Source organism: Actinoplanes teichomyceticus ATCC 31121 (assembly GCF_003711105.1).
GTDB lineage: Bacteria > Actinomycetota > Actinomycetes > Mycobacteriales > Micromonosporaceae > Actinoplanes > Actinoplanes teichomyceticus.
In genome coordinates, this window is sequence record NZ_CP023865.1 from 2,581,910 (window position 1) to 2,598,428 (window position 16,519).

Genomic DNA, 16,519 nt, shown 5'->3' on the forward strand with positions numbered 1-16,519 from the left:
GGCCCGGATGAGGAGATCGCGACGGGTGATTTATTCCATCACACAACGCTTATGGATGGTCACCGAGGGTCGATGCTGGCGGCCCGCCGGGACGCGGCGCATCCGGACGAACGGGGCGGGACGGCTACGCCGGGCACCGCTGGGCGTACTCCTCGGCCACCGCCGACACGGCCCGTACCGCCCCGGCGGCCTCGGCCCGGATCCGCCCGGCGGTGCCCGCCGGGTCGGCGACCGTGCCGGCCCGGGCCTGATCCTCCACGCCGGCGCAGAGCCCGGCCAGCCCGGCGGCCCCGATGTTCGCCGCCGAGCCCCTCAGCGAGTGCGCCCGCTCGAGCAACGCCTCGGGGTCCGCCGCCGGGTCCTCCAGCAGCGCGGTGACCTGCTGCACCGCCCCCGGGGTCCGCGCCGCGAAGGACCGCAGCAGCCGCAGCGCCAGGGCCAGTTCGGCGGGCGCCGGGTCCGGGTCGAGGATCGCCTCGATCCGGGCGCGCACCGCGGCCAGCCGCTCGTCGTCCTCCGGCATGCGACCATCCTGCGCCCGGCGCCGGGCACGGGACGCCGGGTTCGGCCAGAAAACCCGCGGCGCCGAGCCGGCGAACCGGTGCCCCCACCGTCCGCTCGGCCGGCAGCCAGTGCCAATGACACGCGGCGGACCCGGGCCGTTGAGGCGCCCCAGCCGGCCCGGGTCCTGCCGACCCGCCCGGCGGCCGCGGTGGCGGCGTACCCGCACGCCCGGAACGCCGCGACCGGACCGCGCGGCAGCCCCCGCGCCTCCCGCCGGTCCGCGAGCGCGCCGTGCAGGTCGGTCTCGTACGCGTCCGTCGGCGGCGCGTGCGCCAGCACGTCACCCGCGCGCTGCGCCGCCGCGGGCGCGCCCCGGTCCACCGGCGGCGCTGACGGGATTGCGGGGGCGGGGCCGGGAACTCGGGGATCCGCCGCGGTGACGTGCGGGTTGGTGGTGGTTAGGCGGGGTTGGGGAGGGTACGTCAACTCCCTGGAAGCTGTGCAGGACGGAGGGGACGATGGCGTACACCGACGCGCGGAGTGAGCAGGCTTCTACCGCGGAACTGGTCAGCCGGCTCAGCGAGCAGGTCACGACGCTGGTGCGGGACGAGCTGACGCTCGCCCGCATGGAGATGGTCGACAAGGGCAAGAAAGCCGGGAAGGGCGCCGGGTTGCTGGGCGCGGCCGGTGTCACCGCGATGTACGGCCTCGGCGCCCTCCTGGTCACCGCCGGAGCCGCGCTGGCGCTGGTGCTGCCGGTGTGGGCGGCGGCCCTGATCGTGACAGCCGTGCTGTTCCTGGCTGCCGGGATCATGGCGCTGGCCGGTCGGCGAGAGGTCAAGCAGGCGGTGCCGCCGACGCCGGAGGCCGCCATGGAGAGCGGCCGGGAAGACGTCGACGCCTTCATGAGCGCGGCCCGCACGGGGAGGAACCTGTGACCGACGACGCCCCAGCCGGCGGCAACTCGGCGTCGGGCCGCGATCCGCGGGAGGGCGAGGCCCGACCCGGGGCCTCGGCGCCGTCGGGCCGTGTGCGCGAGGGTGACGCCCGGCCCGGGGCCTCGCCGCCGTCGGGCCGGGAGCAGGGGAGCGGCGCCCGGTCCGGGGCTTCGGCGTCCGGTCCGGGGCCCGCCGGGAAGTCCCCGGGCGGTCCGGGGCCCGCCGGGAAGTCCCCGGGCGGTCCGGGGCCTGCCGGGAAGTCCCCGGGTGGTCCGGGGCCTGCCGGGAAGTCCCCGGGCGGTCCGGGCGCGGCCGGCAGGGCGCCCACCGGGTCGGCCCGCGGCAACACCTCCCCGGGCGGAGCCCGCGGTGGCAAGCCATCCGCCGGCACTTCCCCCAGGGGAACGCCCGCCCCGTCACAGTCCGGCTCCCCGAAGCCCGCACCACCCAAGCCGTCCGCCCTGGACCCGCGCCGAGCCGCCGGCCCGAACCCGGCGGCCCCGAAGGCCGCGCCCACCCCGGGCGCCGGCCGCTCGTCGTCGGCACCGAAGCCGGCGCTCCCCAGGACCGCCTCCGCGTCCGCCGGTCCCGCACCGGCCGAGCCGCCGTCGTCGAAGGCGGCGCCGGAGTCCGCGATCACCGCAGCCACCGCGCCGGACGAGCCCGCGCCGACGCAGGTCCCGGGCGACGGGGGCATCACGCCTGCCAAGCCCGGCCCGCCGCAGGGCGCAGGTTCCGCGGGGCCCGAGGCCGCGAAGCCCGGACCGCGCAAAGGCGCGTCCCCGCCCGGCCGCTCCGTGCGGGGCGGGCCCGGCAGGTCGGCATCGCCGAAGGCTGCGGGTGCTGCGAAGACCGCGTCGCCGGAGGCTGCGGGTGCTGCGAAGACCGCGCCGCCACAGACCGGGGGTGCTGGGAAGACCGCGCCGCCGCAGGGTTGGCCTGAGTCCGCCGGGCCTGCCGAGCCCGTCGCACGGAAGCCGGCGCCGCCGGGCAGTCCGCATACCCCGGATGCCGCACGCAGCGGCGCGGATGCCGCACGCAGCGGCGCGGATGCCGCACGCAGCGGCGCGGATGCCGCACGCAGCGGCGCGGATGCCGCACGCAGCGGCGCGGATGCCGCACGCAGCGGCGCGGATGCCGCACGCAGCGGCGCGGATGCCGCACGCAGCGGCGTGCGGCCGTCGCCCGCGGCGAAAACCGCCTCAGGTGCGGCCGCTTCCGCGGGGTCGGAACCCGGGTTCCCGGGCACTGAGCCGGCAAGCACGGCCCGGCCCGCTCCGCGGGCTGCGGAGGCGGCGGTCGCGTCCGAGCCGGGCAGCCCAACCGGGACAGCCCAGTCGGCAACCGGGCCGGCTCAGACTGCTCAGTCGGCAACCGGGACGGCAGAGACGGGGACCGGGACGGCGCAGTCACCGATCGGGACGGCTGCGGCGGGAGCCGGGCCGGGTGCGGCGGCAGCGGCAACGGCGGGGGCGTCGGAGCCCACTGCGGTCACAAGCGCGCCGGACATGCCGGGGCAGACCCTGGCGGTGCCGCCCGCGGTGGCTTCCGGCGGGTCGGCGGCGTGGGTGGACACGGGTACAGCCGAGCCCGCCGATCAGGCCGAAAAGCGCAGCGCGGGGAGCGGTGCTGCCCGGACCGGGAGCGGGTCCGGTGGCGGAACCGTTCGGCGCGCGAACGGCGTTGCCGGCGCCGTCCCCGTGAAAAGCGGGGTTGCCGGGACCGCCGCGCGGGCAGAAGACGGGGGGTCGGGAACGGCCCGCCGACCCGGATCGCCCGCTGCCTCGGCGGGAAGCACGCTCGATCCCGGTTCCGCGCAGGAGTTGTCGCCCGGTTCCGGTCCCGCGCAGGAGACATCGCCCGGCTCCGGCCCGGCACACGGGCCGACGGCGGGTACGCCGATGAAGCACGAGACGTCGAAGGAGAGTTCACCCATGTCTGTGCAGTCGAAGTCGGAAGCCGCCGGCTCGTCCGGAAAGCCGGCCGCGACGGGCGGCGGTGCCGGCGGGGGGCATGGCGCCGGCGAGAGCACGCACGAGGACAAGCACACGCAGCCGCGTAGCACCGAAGAACTGCGCGCGGAGATCGAGCAGACCCGCGCGGAGATGGGGGAGACGGTCGAGGCGCTGGTCGCCAAGGCGGACATCCCGGCCCGGGTCAAGCACTCGGCTGCCGACAAGGCCGCCCATCTGAAGGAGACCGCCGCGGATCTGAAGGACGCGACCGTACACAAGGCAGCCGATCTGAAGAGCGCCGTCACCGGCAAGGCCGCCGATCTGAAGGAGACCGCTGCGGGTAAGGCCGCCGAGCTCAAGGAGACCGCTGCCGACAAGGTGGCACAGGTCAAGGGCGGCTCGGATGCCGACCGGGAGGCGCCGGGCGACGCGGCCGGTCCGGGCGGGCCGGAGGCCGGAATCGGGGAGCGGGCCGCGCAGATCGAGGAGGCGGCTGTCACCATGGGCAGCCAGGCCCAGCAGGTGATGACGCAGACGGGCAGCGCGACGGCGGCCGGAGACCAGTCGAGCGGACCCGGGCACATCGCCGAGGCGACAGCGCAGGCCGGCACCCGGATGGCATCGTCGGCGGCGGACGCCGCCGAGCGGGCCACCTCCGCGCTCGACTCGGCGCGTCGCCGGGTCGCTTCGCACCCCAAGGAGTACGCGCTGCTGGGCGCCGCCCTGGCCGCCGCTGCCGCCGGTGTCGCCCTGATCCGCCGCTCGCGCTGACCGTAACCGCACACCCGGCCGGGCGGATTGCGGCCTTGACCGGTCGGGTGAGCGGTTCGCCGACGCCTGGCTGCCGACCGGGTGAAACCTGGGCGTCGCCCGGCCTGCCGCCGCCCGGCGAGCAAGCGGGCGTCGCCCGGCCTGCCGCCGCCCGGCGAGCAAGCGGGCGTCGCCCGGCCTGCCGCCGACCGGCCAAGGTCCGGGCGTCGCGCGGTCGGCATCCGGCCGGGCGACGGCAGCAACCGGGACGCCGCAACGGCGGCGGCCCGGCGCGGTGGGCGCGTGTGGTCGCGGGATCAGGCGGCGCGGACCAGGGCGAGCAGCGCGGCATGCGTCTGCGCGTCCGCCGCGACCAGCAGCCCGGATCCGTTCTGCCAGGCAGTGCCGTCGGCGCCGGTGACCACGCACCCCGCGGCCGCACAGATCGCGATGCCGGCGGCGAAGTGCACGCTGTCGCTGACATCCCCGTACGTCAGATAGGCGGCCCGCCGCCCGTCCGCGACCCAGAGCAGGGCCAGGGTCGTCGACATCACCCGGGGGCGGAAACGGTCCCGGAATCCCGGCGCGGCGATGACCCGCGCCGGCTCGACCGCGAACGGCGGGTCCAGGTTGATGTCGACCAGCGCGGACACCGGGGACGGGGTCAGTGGCGTGTCGGTGCCGTCGGCGTGCCGGACCCGGGCGACCGTGCCGTCGGTCCAGTACGTCTCGCCGGTGAACGGATCGGCGGACGCGGCCGCGGTGACCCGGTCGCCGTCACGGAGGGCGACGTTCGCGGCCACCAGCGGGGTTCGTACCGCGTAGTTGAGCGTGCCGCAGAGCGGGTCGACCAGCCAGCGGCGCCGGGCGGCGGACGGTCCGGACGCGCCGGTCTCCTCGCCGGTGACGGCGTCGTCCGGGCACGCGGTCCGCAACACCTCACGGATGGCCTGCTCGGCCGCGAGATCCGCCTCGGTGGCGAAGTCGCCGCCGCCCTTGTCGACCCGATCGAGGGTGTGCCCGTACCGGTTACGGATGATCTCCGCCGCGGCCAATGCCGCCGCGATGGCGGTCTCGTGATCCATGGCATGGACCGTAGCCGGGGCGTGCGAGGATGGTCCGGCGCCGACCCCCTCCGGCGTAGGACGGCAGGCTCGCGCACCGATGAACGTCCCGGCAGATCGGCCGCGCCCGGCGGCGGACGCGGCGGCCAGTGACGAGCCTGCCGAGGCGACGACGGCCGACCCCGCTGCGGCGCCCACGCAGGACCCGGCCACCGCGGCGCCCACGGCTGAGCCGGACACGGCGGATCCGGCGGTTGCACCCGCTGACCCGGCCACCGCGGCGCCCACGGCTGAGCCGGCCACTGCGGCGGGGAGGGCTGAGTCGGTTGCCGTGGCGGGGCAGCCTGAGCCGCCCGCCGCGGCGCGCGAGGCTGAGACGGCCGCCGCGGCGGAGGAGGCTGAGCCGGCCGCCGCGGCGCGAGGGGACGCGCCGGTCGCGGCGTCCGATGCGGAGCCGGACACGGCGGATCCGGCGGATTCACCCGCTGACCCGGCGGATTCACCCCGGCCCGCCGGCCGCGGCACGCCGGACGTTGCGGATTCCGGCCCCGCGGGTATGTCGCATGTCATGCCTGACGCGCCGACCCTGCTCGCCGGCCGCTACCGGCTCGGTGACGAGCTCGGCCGTGGTGGCATGGGCCAGGTCTGGCTGGCGCACGACGAGATCCTCGAACGCGAGGTCGCGGTCAAGCGGATCGATCTGCCCGAGGAGCTGGCCCAGGGGGACGCCGCGGCGCGGCGCAGCCTGCGTGAGGCCCGTGCGGCGGCCCGGCTGAGCCACCCCAACGTGGTCCAGGTGTACGACATCCTCGCGCTGGACGAGCGCACCTGGATCGTCATGGAGTACGTCCCGTCCCGTTCGCTGCGCGAGGTGATCGCCGAGGACGGCCCGCTCGACCCGTACCGGGTGGCCCGGATCGGCGTGGACCTGCTCGCCGCCCTGCAGGCCGCGCACCGTGCCGGGGTGCAGCACCGGGACGTGAAGCCGGGGAACGTGCTGCTCGCCGACGACGGCCGGGTGCTGCTCACCGACTTCGGCATCGCCGCGATCGACGACGACAGCCTGACCAGCAAGTCGGACGTGCTGGTCGGCTCGCCGCTGTACATGGCGCCGGAGCGGGCGCGGTTCGGCGCCGGCGGCGCCCCGGCCGACATGTGGGGGCTGGGCGCGACCCTGTACGCCGCGGTCGAGGGCCATCCGCCGTTCCAGCGCACGTCGACGATGGCGACGCTGGCCGCGCTGGCCACCGAGGAGCCGGACCCGCCGGCGCACGCCGGGCCGCTCGCCCCGGTGCTGGACGGCCTGCTGCGCAAGGATCCGGCACAGCGGATGGCGGCCGAGGAGGCCGAGCGACTGCTGCGCCTGGCCGTCGCCGAGCTGGACGGGGTGGTCGCCGGGGCGGCTGCGGTCCCGAAGCCGCGGACCCCGGCGGACGACGAGAGCGCACCGCCGGCCCCCGCCGTACCGGAAAGGCGCCTGCGGCTGATCGCCCTCGCCGCCGCGGTCGTGGTGCTGCTCGCCGCCGGCCTGGCGGTGTTCCTGGTGACCCGGCCGTCGTCGGAGACGACGGCGGGGAAGACTCCCGCGACCACCGGCCCGGCCGCGGGCCCGGCCGGGACGGCGCCCGGCACCACCGCGACCAGCGCGTCGCCGTCACCGGCGCGTTCCTCGGCGCCGCCGTCGTCCCCGGCGCCGCCGGCGTCGGCGTCGGCGAAGCCCAGCGGCGGCAGCGGGACCGACGCGGGCGGGCGGCCGGTGTTGCCGGCCGGGTGGCGGGTCTGGAACGACGAGACGGGTTTCTCGGTGTACGTCCCGAAGGGCTGGAGGACGTCGACCAGAGGCACGATCCGTTACTTCCGCGACGGCAAGGGGCACGTCCTCGGCATCGACCAGACCGACAAGCCCAAGTCGAACCCGGTCGCGGACTGGAAGGCGCAGAAGAGGGCACGCGTCTCCGCCGGTGACTTCCCGAGGTACGACGAGATCAAGATCGCGGCGGTGGACTACTTCCAGAAGGCCGCCGACTGGGAGTTCACCTTCACCAGCGACGGCGTCCGCCAGCACGTGAACAACCGCGGCGTGGTCACGTCGGCCCGCCAGGCCTACGGTTTCTGGTTCCAGAGCCCGGACGCGGAGTGGGCGAGGTACCGCGCGGAGGTGCTGCAGGTGGTCTTCGACAGTTTCGTCCCGGACCGGGACTGATCAGAAGTCGAACAGGTCCGCCGTGCTGATCGTCATCGGGAACGGCGGCTCGGCGGTCAGGGCTCGCCCCGCCCGGTGCTGGCGTGCAGGGTGCCGGGAGCGTCTCGCGGCACCGGCGGCGCCCGCGGTTTCCCGCCTGCCGGCGCGTGATCATGCCGGCCCGGCCGGGCGCGGATGCGGACCACGTTTCGGGCGTGCAAATTACGTCCGTTCGCCTTGATCCGTGCCGTGGCCGTGTGGCAGGGTTCCCCCGTTTCGGGTGAGGACCCGCACCCCGACCGGAAGGCGCCGCCCCGTGAGCATTCGTTTCCCCGTGCCGCGCAACCCCGTCGCCGGGTCCCGGCCCGGGGGCGGACACCGCCGTGCGCCGGCCCGGCGACCCGGCGCGGCCGCTGCCGGCGTCCCGGTGCGCGGCACGGATCCTCCCCGGTACGACTTCGCGGAGACACCCGGATCGGGCATGTGATGAGCTATCACGGCTGACAGGCACCGCAGAACCGTCTCCACCGCGCCCCGAGGTGAATGAATGACCACGTCTCCCCCGCATCGCGCCGTGCCGCCCCGGCCCGCCACCGGTGAGCGGACCGGGCATCCGGCGATCGAGTTCGTCGGCGTGCGCAAGGAGTACCTGTCGCACGGTGAGGTGGTGCCGGCCGTCAAGGGCCTGGATCTGGCGGTCGCCGAGGGGGAGTTCTTCTCGCTGCTCGGCCCGTCCGGCTGCGGCAAGACCACCACGATGCGGATGGTCGCCGGGTTCGAGGAGCCGACCGCCGGGCGGATCCTGCTGGACGGCCGGGACGTCACCGGGGTCGCCGCCCACAAGCGCGACGTCAACCTGGTGTTCCAGTCGTACGCGCTGTTCCCGCACCTGAACGTGCGCCAGAACGTGTCGTTCGGGCTGGAGCGCAAGCGGGTCGCCAAGGCCGAGATCACCCGGCGGGTCGGGGAGATCCTGGAGATCGTGTCGCTGACCGGCATGGAGCGGCGCCACCCCCGGGAGATGTCCGGCGGCCAGCAGCAACGGGTCGCGCTGGCCCGGGCCCTGGTCAACCACCCGCGTGCGCTGCTGCTCGACGAGCCGCTCGGCGCGCTCGACCTGAAGCTGCGCCAGCAGATGCAGATCGAGCTCAAGCGGATCCAGCGCGAGGTCGGCATCACGTTCGTCTACGTCACCCACGACCAGGGCGAGGCGCTGACCATGTCGGACCGGATCGCGGTGATGAACGCCGGGCTGATCGAGCAGCTCGGCTCGCCGCGGGAGATCTACGAGCGGCCGGCGACCCGGTTCGTGGCCGGCTTCATCGGCACCTCCAACCTGATCGACGGGCGGGTCGACCGGGTGGAGAACGGGCACGCCGTGCTCGACCTCGGCGCCCCGGGCCGGATCGTGGCGCCGGTGCCCGGCACGGTCGGCGCCGGCCAGCGCATCGAGGTGTCGGTACGCCCGGAGAAGATCGGCCTGCACCGGGCGGCGCCGCCCGACGCGGCCGGCAGCGTGCTGGCCGGTACGGTCACCGAGGTCGTCTACCACGGCACCTCGACCAACTACACGGTGGCGACCTCCGCCGGACCGGATTTCGTGGTGTTCGACCAGAATGCTCACGATGCCGAGGACGTCGCCTCGCGCGGCGAGCACGTCTTCCTCACCTGGGCCCCGCAGCACTCGTACCCGATCGGAGTCTGATGTCTCGAACCGATGTGCCGGACCCCGCCCTCCTGCGCGGCATGACGTCGCGGCGGCTCGGCCGCCGCGACGCGCTGCGCCTCGGTGGGGTGCCGGCGGTCGGCGCGTTCCTGGCCGCCTGCGGCGTCGAGGGCAAGGGCACGCCCCAGGCGAGCGTGGCCCCCGACGCGGTCGAGAAGTTCTGGGCCGGCCGGACCCGGACCGGCAAGGTGGACTTCGCCAACTGGCCGCTGTACATGGACCCGAAGAAGCCGGAGCTGACCAGGTTCACCGAGCGGACCGGCATCCAGGTCAACTACCAGGAGGTCATCCAGGAGATGGGGCCCTGGTTCGCGAAGGTGCAGCCCCAGCTCTCGGCCGGCCGGTCGATCGGCGTCGACCTCATGGTGATCACCAACTCGGTCCAGTTCGGGCAGTTCCGCGATGCCGGGTTCCTGGCCCCGCTGGACCACGCCAAGCTGCCCCACTACGCGGCCAACGCGGCCGAGTCGTACGCGCGGGAGGCCTTCGATCCGGGCAACGTGTTCAGCGTTCCGTGGGCGTCCGGGATCACCGGCATCGCCTACGACGCGACCAGGGTGGGCCGGGAGATCACCAGCCTGTCCGACCTCTGGGACCCGAGATTCAAGGGCAAGGTCGGGATGTTCGCCGACATCCAGGAGCTGGCCAACTTCGGCCTGCTCGCGGTCGGCCTGAAGCCGGGCGACTCGGGCGAGCAGCAGTGGCGCCGGGCGGCCGCCAAGCTCAAACAGCAGAAGGACGCGGGCCTGGTCCGCAACTACTACGACCAGAGCTACGTCGACGCGCTCGGCAAGGGCGAGATCTGGATCACCCAGGCGTGGTCCGGTGACATCTTCCAGAAGAATCTCTCCGACGGTACGGACCTGAAGTTCGTCATCCCGGCGGAGGGCGGCACGATCTGGACCGACAACATGACCATCCCGGTCACCGCGGCCAACCCGGTCGACGCGATCATGCTGATGGACTTCTTCTACGAGGTCGGCACCGCGGCGTCGCTGGCCGGGTACATCAACTACGTCTGCCCGGTGCCGGCGGCGCAGGAGCAGATCCGCAAGGACGCGGCGGCCGCCACCGGGCCGGACCGCGAGGCGCTCACCCGGGTCGCCGACAGCCCGCTGGTGTTCCCGGGCGAGGCCGACTACGCCCGGCTGCACTACTACGTGGACTTCGACACCGCGGAGGAGCAGCGGGCCTTCCAGAACATCTTCCAGCCGATCACCCTGAGCTGAGCCGATGAACCGGGTGAGACGTACCCTCGCGCCCTACCTGCTGGTGCTGCCCGGCTGGTTGTGGCTGCTGCTGTTCTTCGTGGTGCCGATGGCCACCATGTTCTCGCTCTCCCTGCAGCAGGGCGACATCGTCAACGGGTACCGGTTCACCGGCCACTGGCAGAACTACCTGGACGCGGTCGCCGACTACCGCACCCAGTTGCTCCGCTCGCTGGTGTACGGGCTGGTCACGACGGTGGCTCTGGTCGTGCTGAGCTTCCCGGTCGCGTACTGGATCGCCTTCTACGGCGGCCGGCGCAAACCGACCTACCTGTTCCTCATCCTGCTGCCGTTCTTCGTGTCCTTCGTGCTGCGGACGATCTCGTGGCGGCAGATCCTCACCGACGACGGGATGCTGCTGCACCCGTTGAAGCAGGCCGGGCTGCTGCCGGACGGCTTCCACGTGCTCGGCACCTCGTACGCGGTGATCTTCGGTCTGATCTACAACTTCCTGCCGTTCATGGTGCTGCCGATCTACGTGGCCCTGGAGCGGATCGACCCGCGCGTGGTCGAGGCGGCCCGGGACCTGTACGCGACCCCGCTGACCGCCTTCCGCAAGGTGGTCCTGCCGCTGGCGCTGCCCGGCGTCTTCGCCGGGGTGCTGATGACGTTCGTGCCGGCCAGCTCGGACTACGTCAACTCCAGCGTGCTGGGCAGCGCGAGCACCACCATGATCGGCCAGGTGATCCAGGTACAGGCCCTGTCGAACTCCAACTACCCGATGGCCTCGGCGCTCTCCTTCACCCTGATGGCGGTGCTGCTGAGCGGCGTCTTCGGCTACGCCAGGATGCTCGGGACCCAGGACGTGATGAAGGTGGCCGCACGATGAGCCCGACCCGCCGCTCGCGTCCCGCCGGCGAGCGCGCCATGTTCGCCTACACCTGGCTGGTCATCGCCTGGCTGGTGACGCCGATCCTGCTCATGATCGTGTTCGGCTTCAACGACCCGCACGGCCGGTACAACCAGACCTGGCAGGGCTTCACCCTGAAGTGGTACGCCAAGGCCTTCGAGATCGGCGATCTCACCTCGGCCCTGGTGCTGTCGCTGACCATCGCGGTGGTCAGCGCGCTGCTCTCGGGCGCCCTGGGCACCGGCATCGGCTACGCGCTGGGCCGCTACCGCTTCCGCGGCGGGGACACCCTGAACCTGATCATGTTCACCACCATCTCCTCGCCCGAGCTGATCATGGGGATCTCGCTGCTCACCCTGTTCGTCACGATGGGCGTCGGCCTCGGCCCGGTGACCATCACCATCGCCCACGTGATGTTCTCCATCTCGTTCGTCGCCACCGTGGTCCGGGCCCGGGTGGTCACCCTGGACCGGTCCATCGAGGAGGCCGCCGCCGATCTCGGCGCCGGCCCGTGGACGACGTTCTGGAGGGTCACCTTCCCGATCATCCTGCCCGCCGTGTTCTCCGGCGTGCTGCTGGCCTTCGCGCTGTCGATCGACGACTTCATCGTCACCAACTTCACCGCCGGCACCGCCGTGACGTTCCCGCTGTGGATCTGGGGCGCCACCCGGGTCGGCCTGCCCCCGCAGGTCAACGTGATGGGCACGCTGATCTTCACGGCCGGGGTGCTGATCGCGGTGGTCGCCAACCTGCGGTCGCGGTCGCGGAGCCGGCGCGACTGAGCTCACCCGCGTGACGCCGGCGGATCCGTACATCCCGGACCCGCCGGCCGCCGATATGCCCGGCGTCCGGCCGGTAGCAACGCGGAAATAGTTGCGTACGGACTTGTGCGCGACGGAATCCGTGGGCAGGATCGGGTGCGACAGCCGGACCGACTGAGCGTGGGAGACATGACCGACCGACAGCCCGACGACGTGGAAACCCTCTCCGCGACCGCTCGTGACCACCTGTGGATGCACTTCACCCGGCTCTCGGCGTACCGGGACGCGCCGGTGCCGGTGATCACCCGGGGCGACGGCTGCTACGTGTGGGACTCCACCGGGCGCCGCTACCTCGACGGGCTCTCCGCCCTGTTCGTCGTGCAGACCGGCCACGGCCGGCAGGAGCTCGCCGAGGCCGCCGCCAAGCAGGCCGGTGAGCTGGCGTACTTCCCGATCTGGTCGTACGCGCACCCGAAGGCCATCGAGCTGGCCGCCCGCCTGGCCGGCCTGGCCCCCGGCGACCTGAACCGGATCTTCTTCACCACCGGCGGCTCCGAGGCGGTCGAGTCGGCGTGGAAGCTGGCCCGGGCGTACTTCAAGCGCACCGGCAAGCCGTTGAAGACCAAGGTGCTGTCCCGGGCGGTCGCCTACCACGGCAGCTCGATGGGCGCGCTGTCGATCACCGGCATCCCGCCGTTCAAGCAGGACTTCGAGCCGCTCGTGCCGAGCACCGTGCGGGTGCCGAACACCAACTACTACCGCCGCCCCGACGAGTCGATGACCCCGGAGCGGTTCGGGCTCTGGGCCGCCGACCGGATCGCCGAGATGATCGAGTTCGAGGGCCCGGACACGGTCGCCGCGGTCTACCTGGAGCCGGTGCAGAACGCCGGCGGCTGCTTCCCGCCGCCGCCCGGCTACTTCCAGCGGGTCCGCGAGATCTGCGACCGCTACGACGTGCTGCTCGTCTCCGACGAGGTGATCTGCGCGTTCGGCCGTCTCGGCGAGTACTTCGGCGCCGACCGGTACGACTACCAGCCCGACATCATCACCGTCGCCAAGGGCCTCACCTCCGGCTACGTCCCGCTCGGCGCGATGATCGCGTCCGAGCGGCTGGCCGAGCCGTTCCTCACCGGCGCCAACTGGTTCGCGCACGGCATCACCTACGGCGGCCACCCGGTCGGCGCGGCGGTCGCCCTGACCAACCTGGACATCATGGAGCGCGAGCAACTCAACCGGCACGTGCGCGAGAACAGCCCGCTGTTCCGGTCGTACCTGGAACGCCTCCTCGACCTGCCGATCGTCGGTGACGTCCGCGGCGACGGCTACTTCTTCGGCATCGAGATGGTCAAGGACAAGGCCACCAAGGAGACCTTCACGGCGCAGGAGTCCGAGCGTCTGCTCCGCGGCTACCTCTCCCGCGCCCTGTTCGAGGCCGGCCTCTACTGTCGCGCCGACGACCGCGGCGACCCGGTGATCCAGCTGGCCCCGCCGCTCACCGCGACCGAGACCCAGTTCGCCGAGATCGAGCAGATCCTGCGCGGCGTTCTCACCGAGGCCTGGGCCCGCCTCTGACGTGTCCCGCCGCCGCGCGGCCCGGGCACGGGACCACGCGGCGGCGGACCGGCTCGCCGCGGCTCGGTCCGCGGTCGGCGACGCCGGCGCGTCCAGGTGGCCGCCGGCCTTGCCGAGCGCCTCCGGGCCCCGGCGCGGCGGCCGGCCGCTGGAGGCGGCGGCGTGCACGGCGCGGATCGCGAACGTCACCAGACCGGCCAGCCGCGCCCGGCGCCGGTGCCGGGCCGGTCGTAGGCGACGGTGGTCAGGTCGCCGAGCCGGTCCAGCACGGGCTGCCCGGCCGCCCCGGCTCGCCGGGCACGGCAATGCACACGATGGGCGGTGGAGGCGTCACCCGATCGAGGGTATCGACGGACACCGTGCCCCGGGCGGCCCGCTCACCGCGGTTCGCTCAGCGGGCGGCGGGCAGGCGGTATCCGTACGGATAAAGGGGTTCATAGGGTTTGTCACCGATGTTGATCGGCACCTGGTCGGCCGAGCGCGGCCAGGTGACCGGCAGCCGTCCGGTGAACGGGCGGCGGCCGAACAGCACGTCGGCGACCCCGGCCCCCTCGCTGCCGGGCAGCCACGAGGCGACCAGCGCGTCGATCCGGCCGAGCTGGTCGGTGATCAGTTGCGGGCGGCCGGAGACGATCAGCACCACGCACTTCGCGGCGGCCGCGCAGACCCGGTCGACCACCGCGCGGTCGGCCGGTTGCAGGGCGAGCGACTTCGGTTCCCGCTGCGGCTCGGTGCACCAGGAGCAGACCGGGCCGCCGACGTCGCCGAAGCCCTCCGCGTACGGCGTCTCGCCGACCACCGCCACGCCGATGTCGTCGGCCGCGACCGGCGCCGACGCGTCCGCGCTGTAGGTGATCCGGGCACCCGGGGCGACCTGGCGCAACCCGTCCAGGATCGTGGTGCCCTCGATGGCGTCCCCGGAGCGGCCCTGCCAGTCGATGGTCCAGCCGCCGGCCTGGTTGCCGATGTCGTCGGCGTTGCGCCCGGCGACGTAGAGCTTGGCGTCGCCGCGCAGCGGCAGCAGGTGGCCGCTGTTCTTGAGCAGCACCTGGGATTCGGCGACGGCGCGCCGGGCGAGGGCGCGGTGCGCGGCGCTGCCGACGACGGCGGTGTCGGCGCCCGAGGCGTACGGACGCTCGAAGAGCCCGAGCTGGAACTTGACCCGCAGGATACGCCGCACCGCGTCGTCGATCCGGCTCATCGGCACCCGCCCGGCGCGCACCTCGGCGGTGAGCAGCTGCTGGAAGCGGTCCGCGGTGTTCGGCTCCATGAACATGTCGATGCCGGCGTTGACCCCGTCGCGCACCTGCTTGGCGGTGGGCCGCGGCTCGGTGTCCGCGACGGTCGGGTCGGGCAACTGGTGGATGCCCTCCCAGTCGCTGATCACGAAGCCGTCGAAGTCCAGTGCCCCCTTGAGCATTCCGGTGATCAGCTCGCGGCTGCCGTGCACCTTGACCGGGTTGCCGACGCCGTCCTCGGTCCAGTCGACGCTGGAGAACGACGGCATCACGCTCAGCGCGCCGTGCCGGGCGATCGCCACCCGGTACGGCGCCAGGTCGATGTGCTCGAAATCGGCCCGGCTGGTGACCGTGACACCCTGGTCGATCGGGTAGTCGCCGCTGCCGGTGCCGTACTCGGTGTCGCCGTCCCCGGCGTAGTGCTTGATCGTGGCGAGCACGCCGCCGCGGCGCAGCCCGTCGACCGCGGTCGCCATCGAGGCGACCAGCCCGGGGTCCTCGCCGAAGCTCTCGTACGCCCGGCCCCAGCGCTCGTCCCGGCTGACGCACACGCACGGCGCGAAGTCCCACGGGATCCCGGTGGCCCGCACCTCCGCGGCGGTGGCCCGGTACACCTGCTCCACCAGCCGTGGGTCCCGGGTCGCGCCGAGGCCGATGTTGTGCGGGAAGATCGTGGCGCCGGACGCGTTGCCGTGCCCGTGCACCGCGTCGATCCCGTAGATCATCGGGATGCGCAGCGGGGTGGCCAGGGCGGCTCGCTGGAAGGTGTCGACCATCTCGACCCAGGACCGTGGGGTGTTGGGCGTGGGCGCCGACCCGCCGCCGGAGAGCACCGACCCGAGCCGCTGCCGGGTGATCAGTGTCGGGTCGGTGGCGACCGCGGCCCGTTCCGCCTGGGTCATCTGGCCGATCTTGTCGGCCAGGGTCATCCGGTCCAGCAGGTCGCTGACGCGTTTCTCCACCGGCTGCCGGGCGTCTCGATACAGTGGCGTGGTGGCCGCCGTGACGGTGGCCCCCGGCACCAGCGCCACGACCAGTGCGCAGGTGGTGACGCCGGCGAGGGTGTGTCGTCTCATCGCGCCCTCCTCAGATGTCGGTCGTCCTCGATCCTCGGCCCCGGGTGCGCCGCGTCACCAGTGCGTTGCGGCAAGCGACATATCGTCGGTGGCAATTGTCGTAAAGCGCCTCCGCCGGTGCGTGGCGGGCGCATGCTCAGGGAATGGCAGTGTTGCTGATTGCCGAGGACGACGAGGACATCGCCGCCGTCCTGGCGCGGGTGTGCAAGCGGGCCGGTCTGACCGTGCTGCGCGCGCCGGACGGGCGGGCCGCCCTGGAGATGGTCGTCGCGGAGCGCCCGGACGTGCTGCTGACCGATCTCGGCATGCCGAGGATGGACGGCTGGGAGCTGATCCGCGCGGTCCGGGCCCATCCGGAGGTGGGGCGGACCCCGGTGGCCATCCTGACCGGGCAACTCGCCCCCGGCGATCCGCGGGTGGCCGAGGCGGAGGTCTGTGCGGTCCTGCTCAAGCCCTGCCCGAACGATCAGCTGCTGGCGGTGATCCAGGAGCTGATCGAGCGCGGGCCGCACGAGCACGCGCCGGGATGTACGGTGCAAAAGGTGCATAGCCAAGTTTAGGGTTCATCGGCGGCGATCCGGCGCCCCAGCCGTGCGTCGCCGCTGCCGTGCGTGCGGCGCAGACCGGAACCGCGA

The 16,519-nt window shown here is 73.6% G+C and carries 13 protein-coding genes; 9 read left to right on the forward strand and 4 right to left on the reverse strand.

All coding sequences use genetic code 11. The features are described 5' to 3' along the window. Positions 1-124 precede the first annotated feature (124 nt). On the reverse strand, positions 125-523 hold the full coding sequence (locus ACTEI_RS11620; protein ID WP_122977660.1) for an Hpt domain-containing protein: 399 nt from the start codon (positions 521-523) through the stop codon (positions 125-127). Positions 524-1,022: 499 nt separating this feature from the next. Between ACTEI_RS11620 and ACTEI_RS11625 the strand changes: the two genes are divergently transcribed. Continuing rightward, positions 1,023-1,442, forward strand: a complete 420-nt coding sequence (locus ACTEI_RS11625; protein WP_122977661.1) for a phage holin family protein — start codon at positions 1,023-1,025, stop codon at positions 1,440-1,442. 1,508 nt (positions 1,443-2,950) lie between these two features. Beyond that, complete coding sequence (locus ACTEI_RS11630) at positions 2,951-4,168, forward strand: DUF3618 domain-containing protein (protein ID WP_122977662.1); 1,218 nt, start codon at positions 2,951-2,953, stop codon at positions 4,166-4,168. 296 nt (positions 4,169-4,464) lie between these two features. On the opposite strand, the gene ACTEI_RS11635 is transcribed toward ACTEI_RS11630, so the two are convergent. Continuing rightward, the gene (locus ACTEI_RS11635) at positions 4,465-5,232 is read right to left on the reverse strand and encodes an inositol monophosphatase family protein (RefSeq protein ID WP_122977663.1); all 768 of its coding nucleotides are present in this window, start codon (positions 5,230-5,232) and stop codon (positions 4,465-4,467) included. A gap of 547 nt (positions 5,233-5,779) precedes the next feature. Between ACTEI_RS11635 and ACTEI_RS11640 the strand changes: the two genes are divergently transcribed. The 6 genes from ACTEI_RS11640 (at position 5,780) to ACTEI_RS11665 (ending at position 13,570) form a co-directional block, all read left to right on the forward strand. Further along, positions 5,780-7,414 carry a serine/threonine-protein kinase gene (locus ACTEI_RS11640; protein ID WP_122977664.1) on the forward strand — a complete coding sequence of 545 codons (1,635 nt, stop codon included), beginning with the start codon at positions 5,780-5,782 and terminating at the stop codon, positions 7,412-7,414. A 526-nt stretch (positions 7,415-7,940) separates the two neighbouring features. Beyond that, on the forward strand, positions 7,941-9,098 hold the full coding sequence (locus ACTEI_RS11645; protein WP_122977665.1) for an ABC transporter ATP-binding protein: 1,158 nt from the start codon (positions 7,941-7,943) through the stop codon (positions 9,096-9,098). Next, entirely contained in the window at positions 9,098-10,348 is a 1,251-nt protein-coding gene (locus ACTEI_RS11650; RefSeq protein WP_239082502.1) for a polyamine ABC transporter substrate-binding protein, read from the forward strand. Before ACTEI_RS11645 ends, ACTEI_RS11650 begins: the two co-directional genes overlap by 1 nt. 4 nt (positions 10,349-10,352) lie before the next feature. Continuing rightward, on the forward strand, positions 10,353-11,216 hold the full coding sequence (locus ACTEI_RS11655; RefSeq protein ID WP_122977666.1) for an ABC transporter permease: 864 nt from the start codon (positions 10,353-10,355) through the stop codon (positions 11,214-11,216). Continuing rightward, positions 11,213-12,019, forward strand: coding sequence for an ABC transporter permease (locus ACTEI_RS11660; RefSeq protein WP_122977667.1), 807 nt, complete (start codon positions 11,213-11,215; stop codon positions 12,017-12,019). The genes ACTEI_RS11655 and ACTEI_RS11660 overlap by 4 nt, the downstream gene beginning before the upstream one ends. Before the next feature lie 168 nt (positions 12,020-12,187). Next, positions 12,188-13,570: an aspartate aminotransferase family protein gene (locus ACTEI_RS11665; protein ID WP_122977668.1), complete on the forward strand. Its 1,383-nt coding sequence runs from the start codon at positions 12,188-12,190 to the stop codon at positions 13,568-13,570. Positions 13,571-13,755: 185 nt separating this feature from the next. Here the strand turns inward: ACTEI_RS11665 and ACTEI_RS38920 are convergent, their stop codons facing one another. Further along, entirely contained in the window at positions 13,756-13,881 is a 126-nt protein-coding gene (locus ACTEI_RS38920) for a hypothetical protein (RefSeq protein ID WP_262384799.1), read from the reverse strand. An 80-nt stretch (positions 13,882-13,961) separates the two neighbouring features. Continuing rightward, entirely contained in the window at positions 13,962-15,884 is a 1,923-nt protein-coding gene (locus tag ACTEI_RS11670) for a glycoside hydrolase family 3 protein (RefSeq protein ID WP_122977669.1), read from the reverse strand. A gap of 143 nt (positions 15,885-16,027) precedes the next feature. Here ACTEI_RS11670 and ACTEI_RS11675 point away from each other — a divergent pair, with 143 nt between their 5' ends. Beyond that, the gene (locus tag ACTEI_RS11675) at positions 16,028-16,444 is read left to right on the forward strand and encodes a response regulator (protein ID WP_122977670.1); all 417 of its coding nucleotides are present in this window, start codon (positions 16,028-16,030) and stop codon (positions 16,442-16,444) included. Positions 16,445-16,519 lie beyond the last annotated feature (75 nt).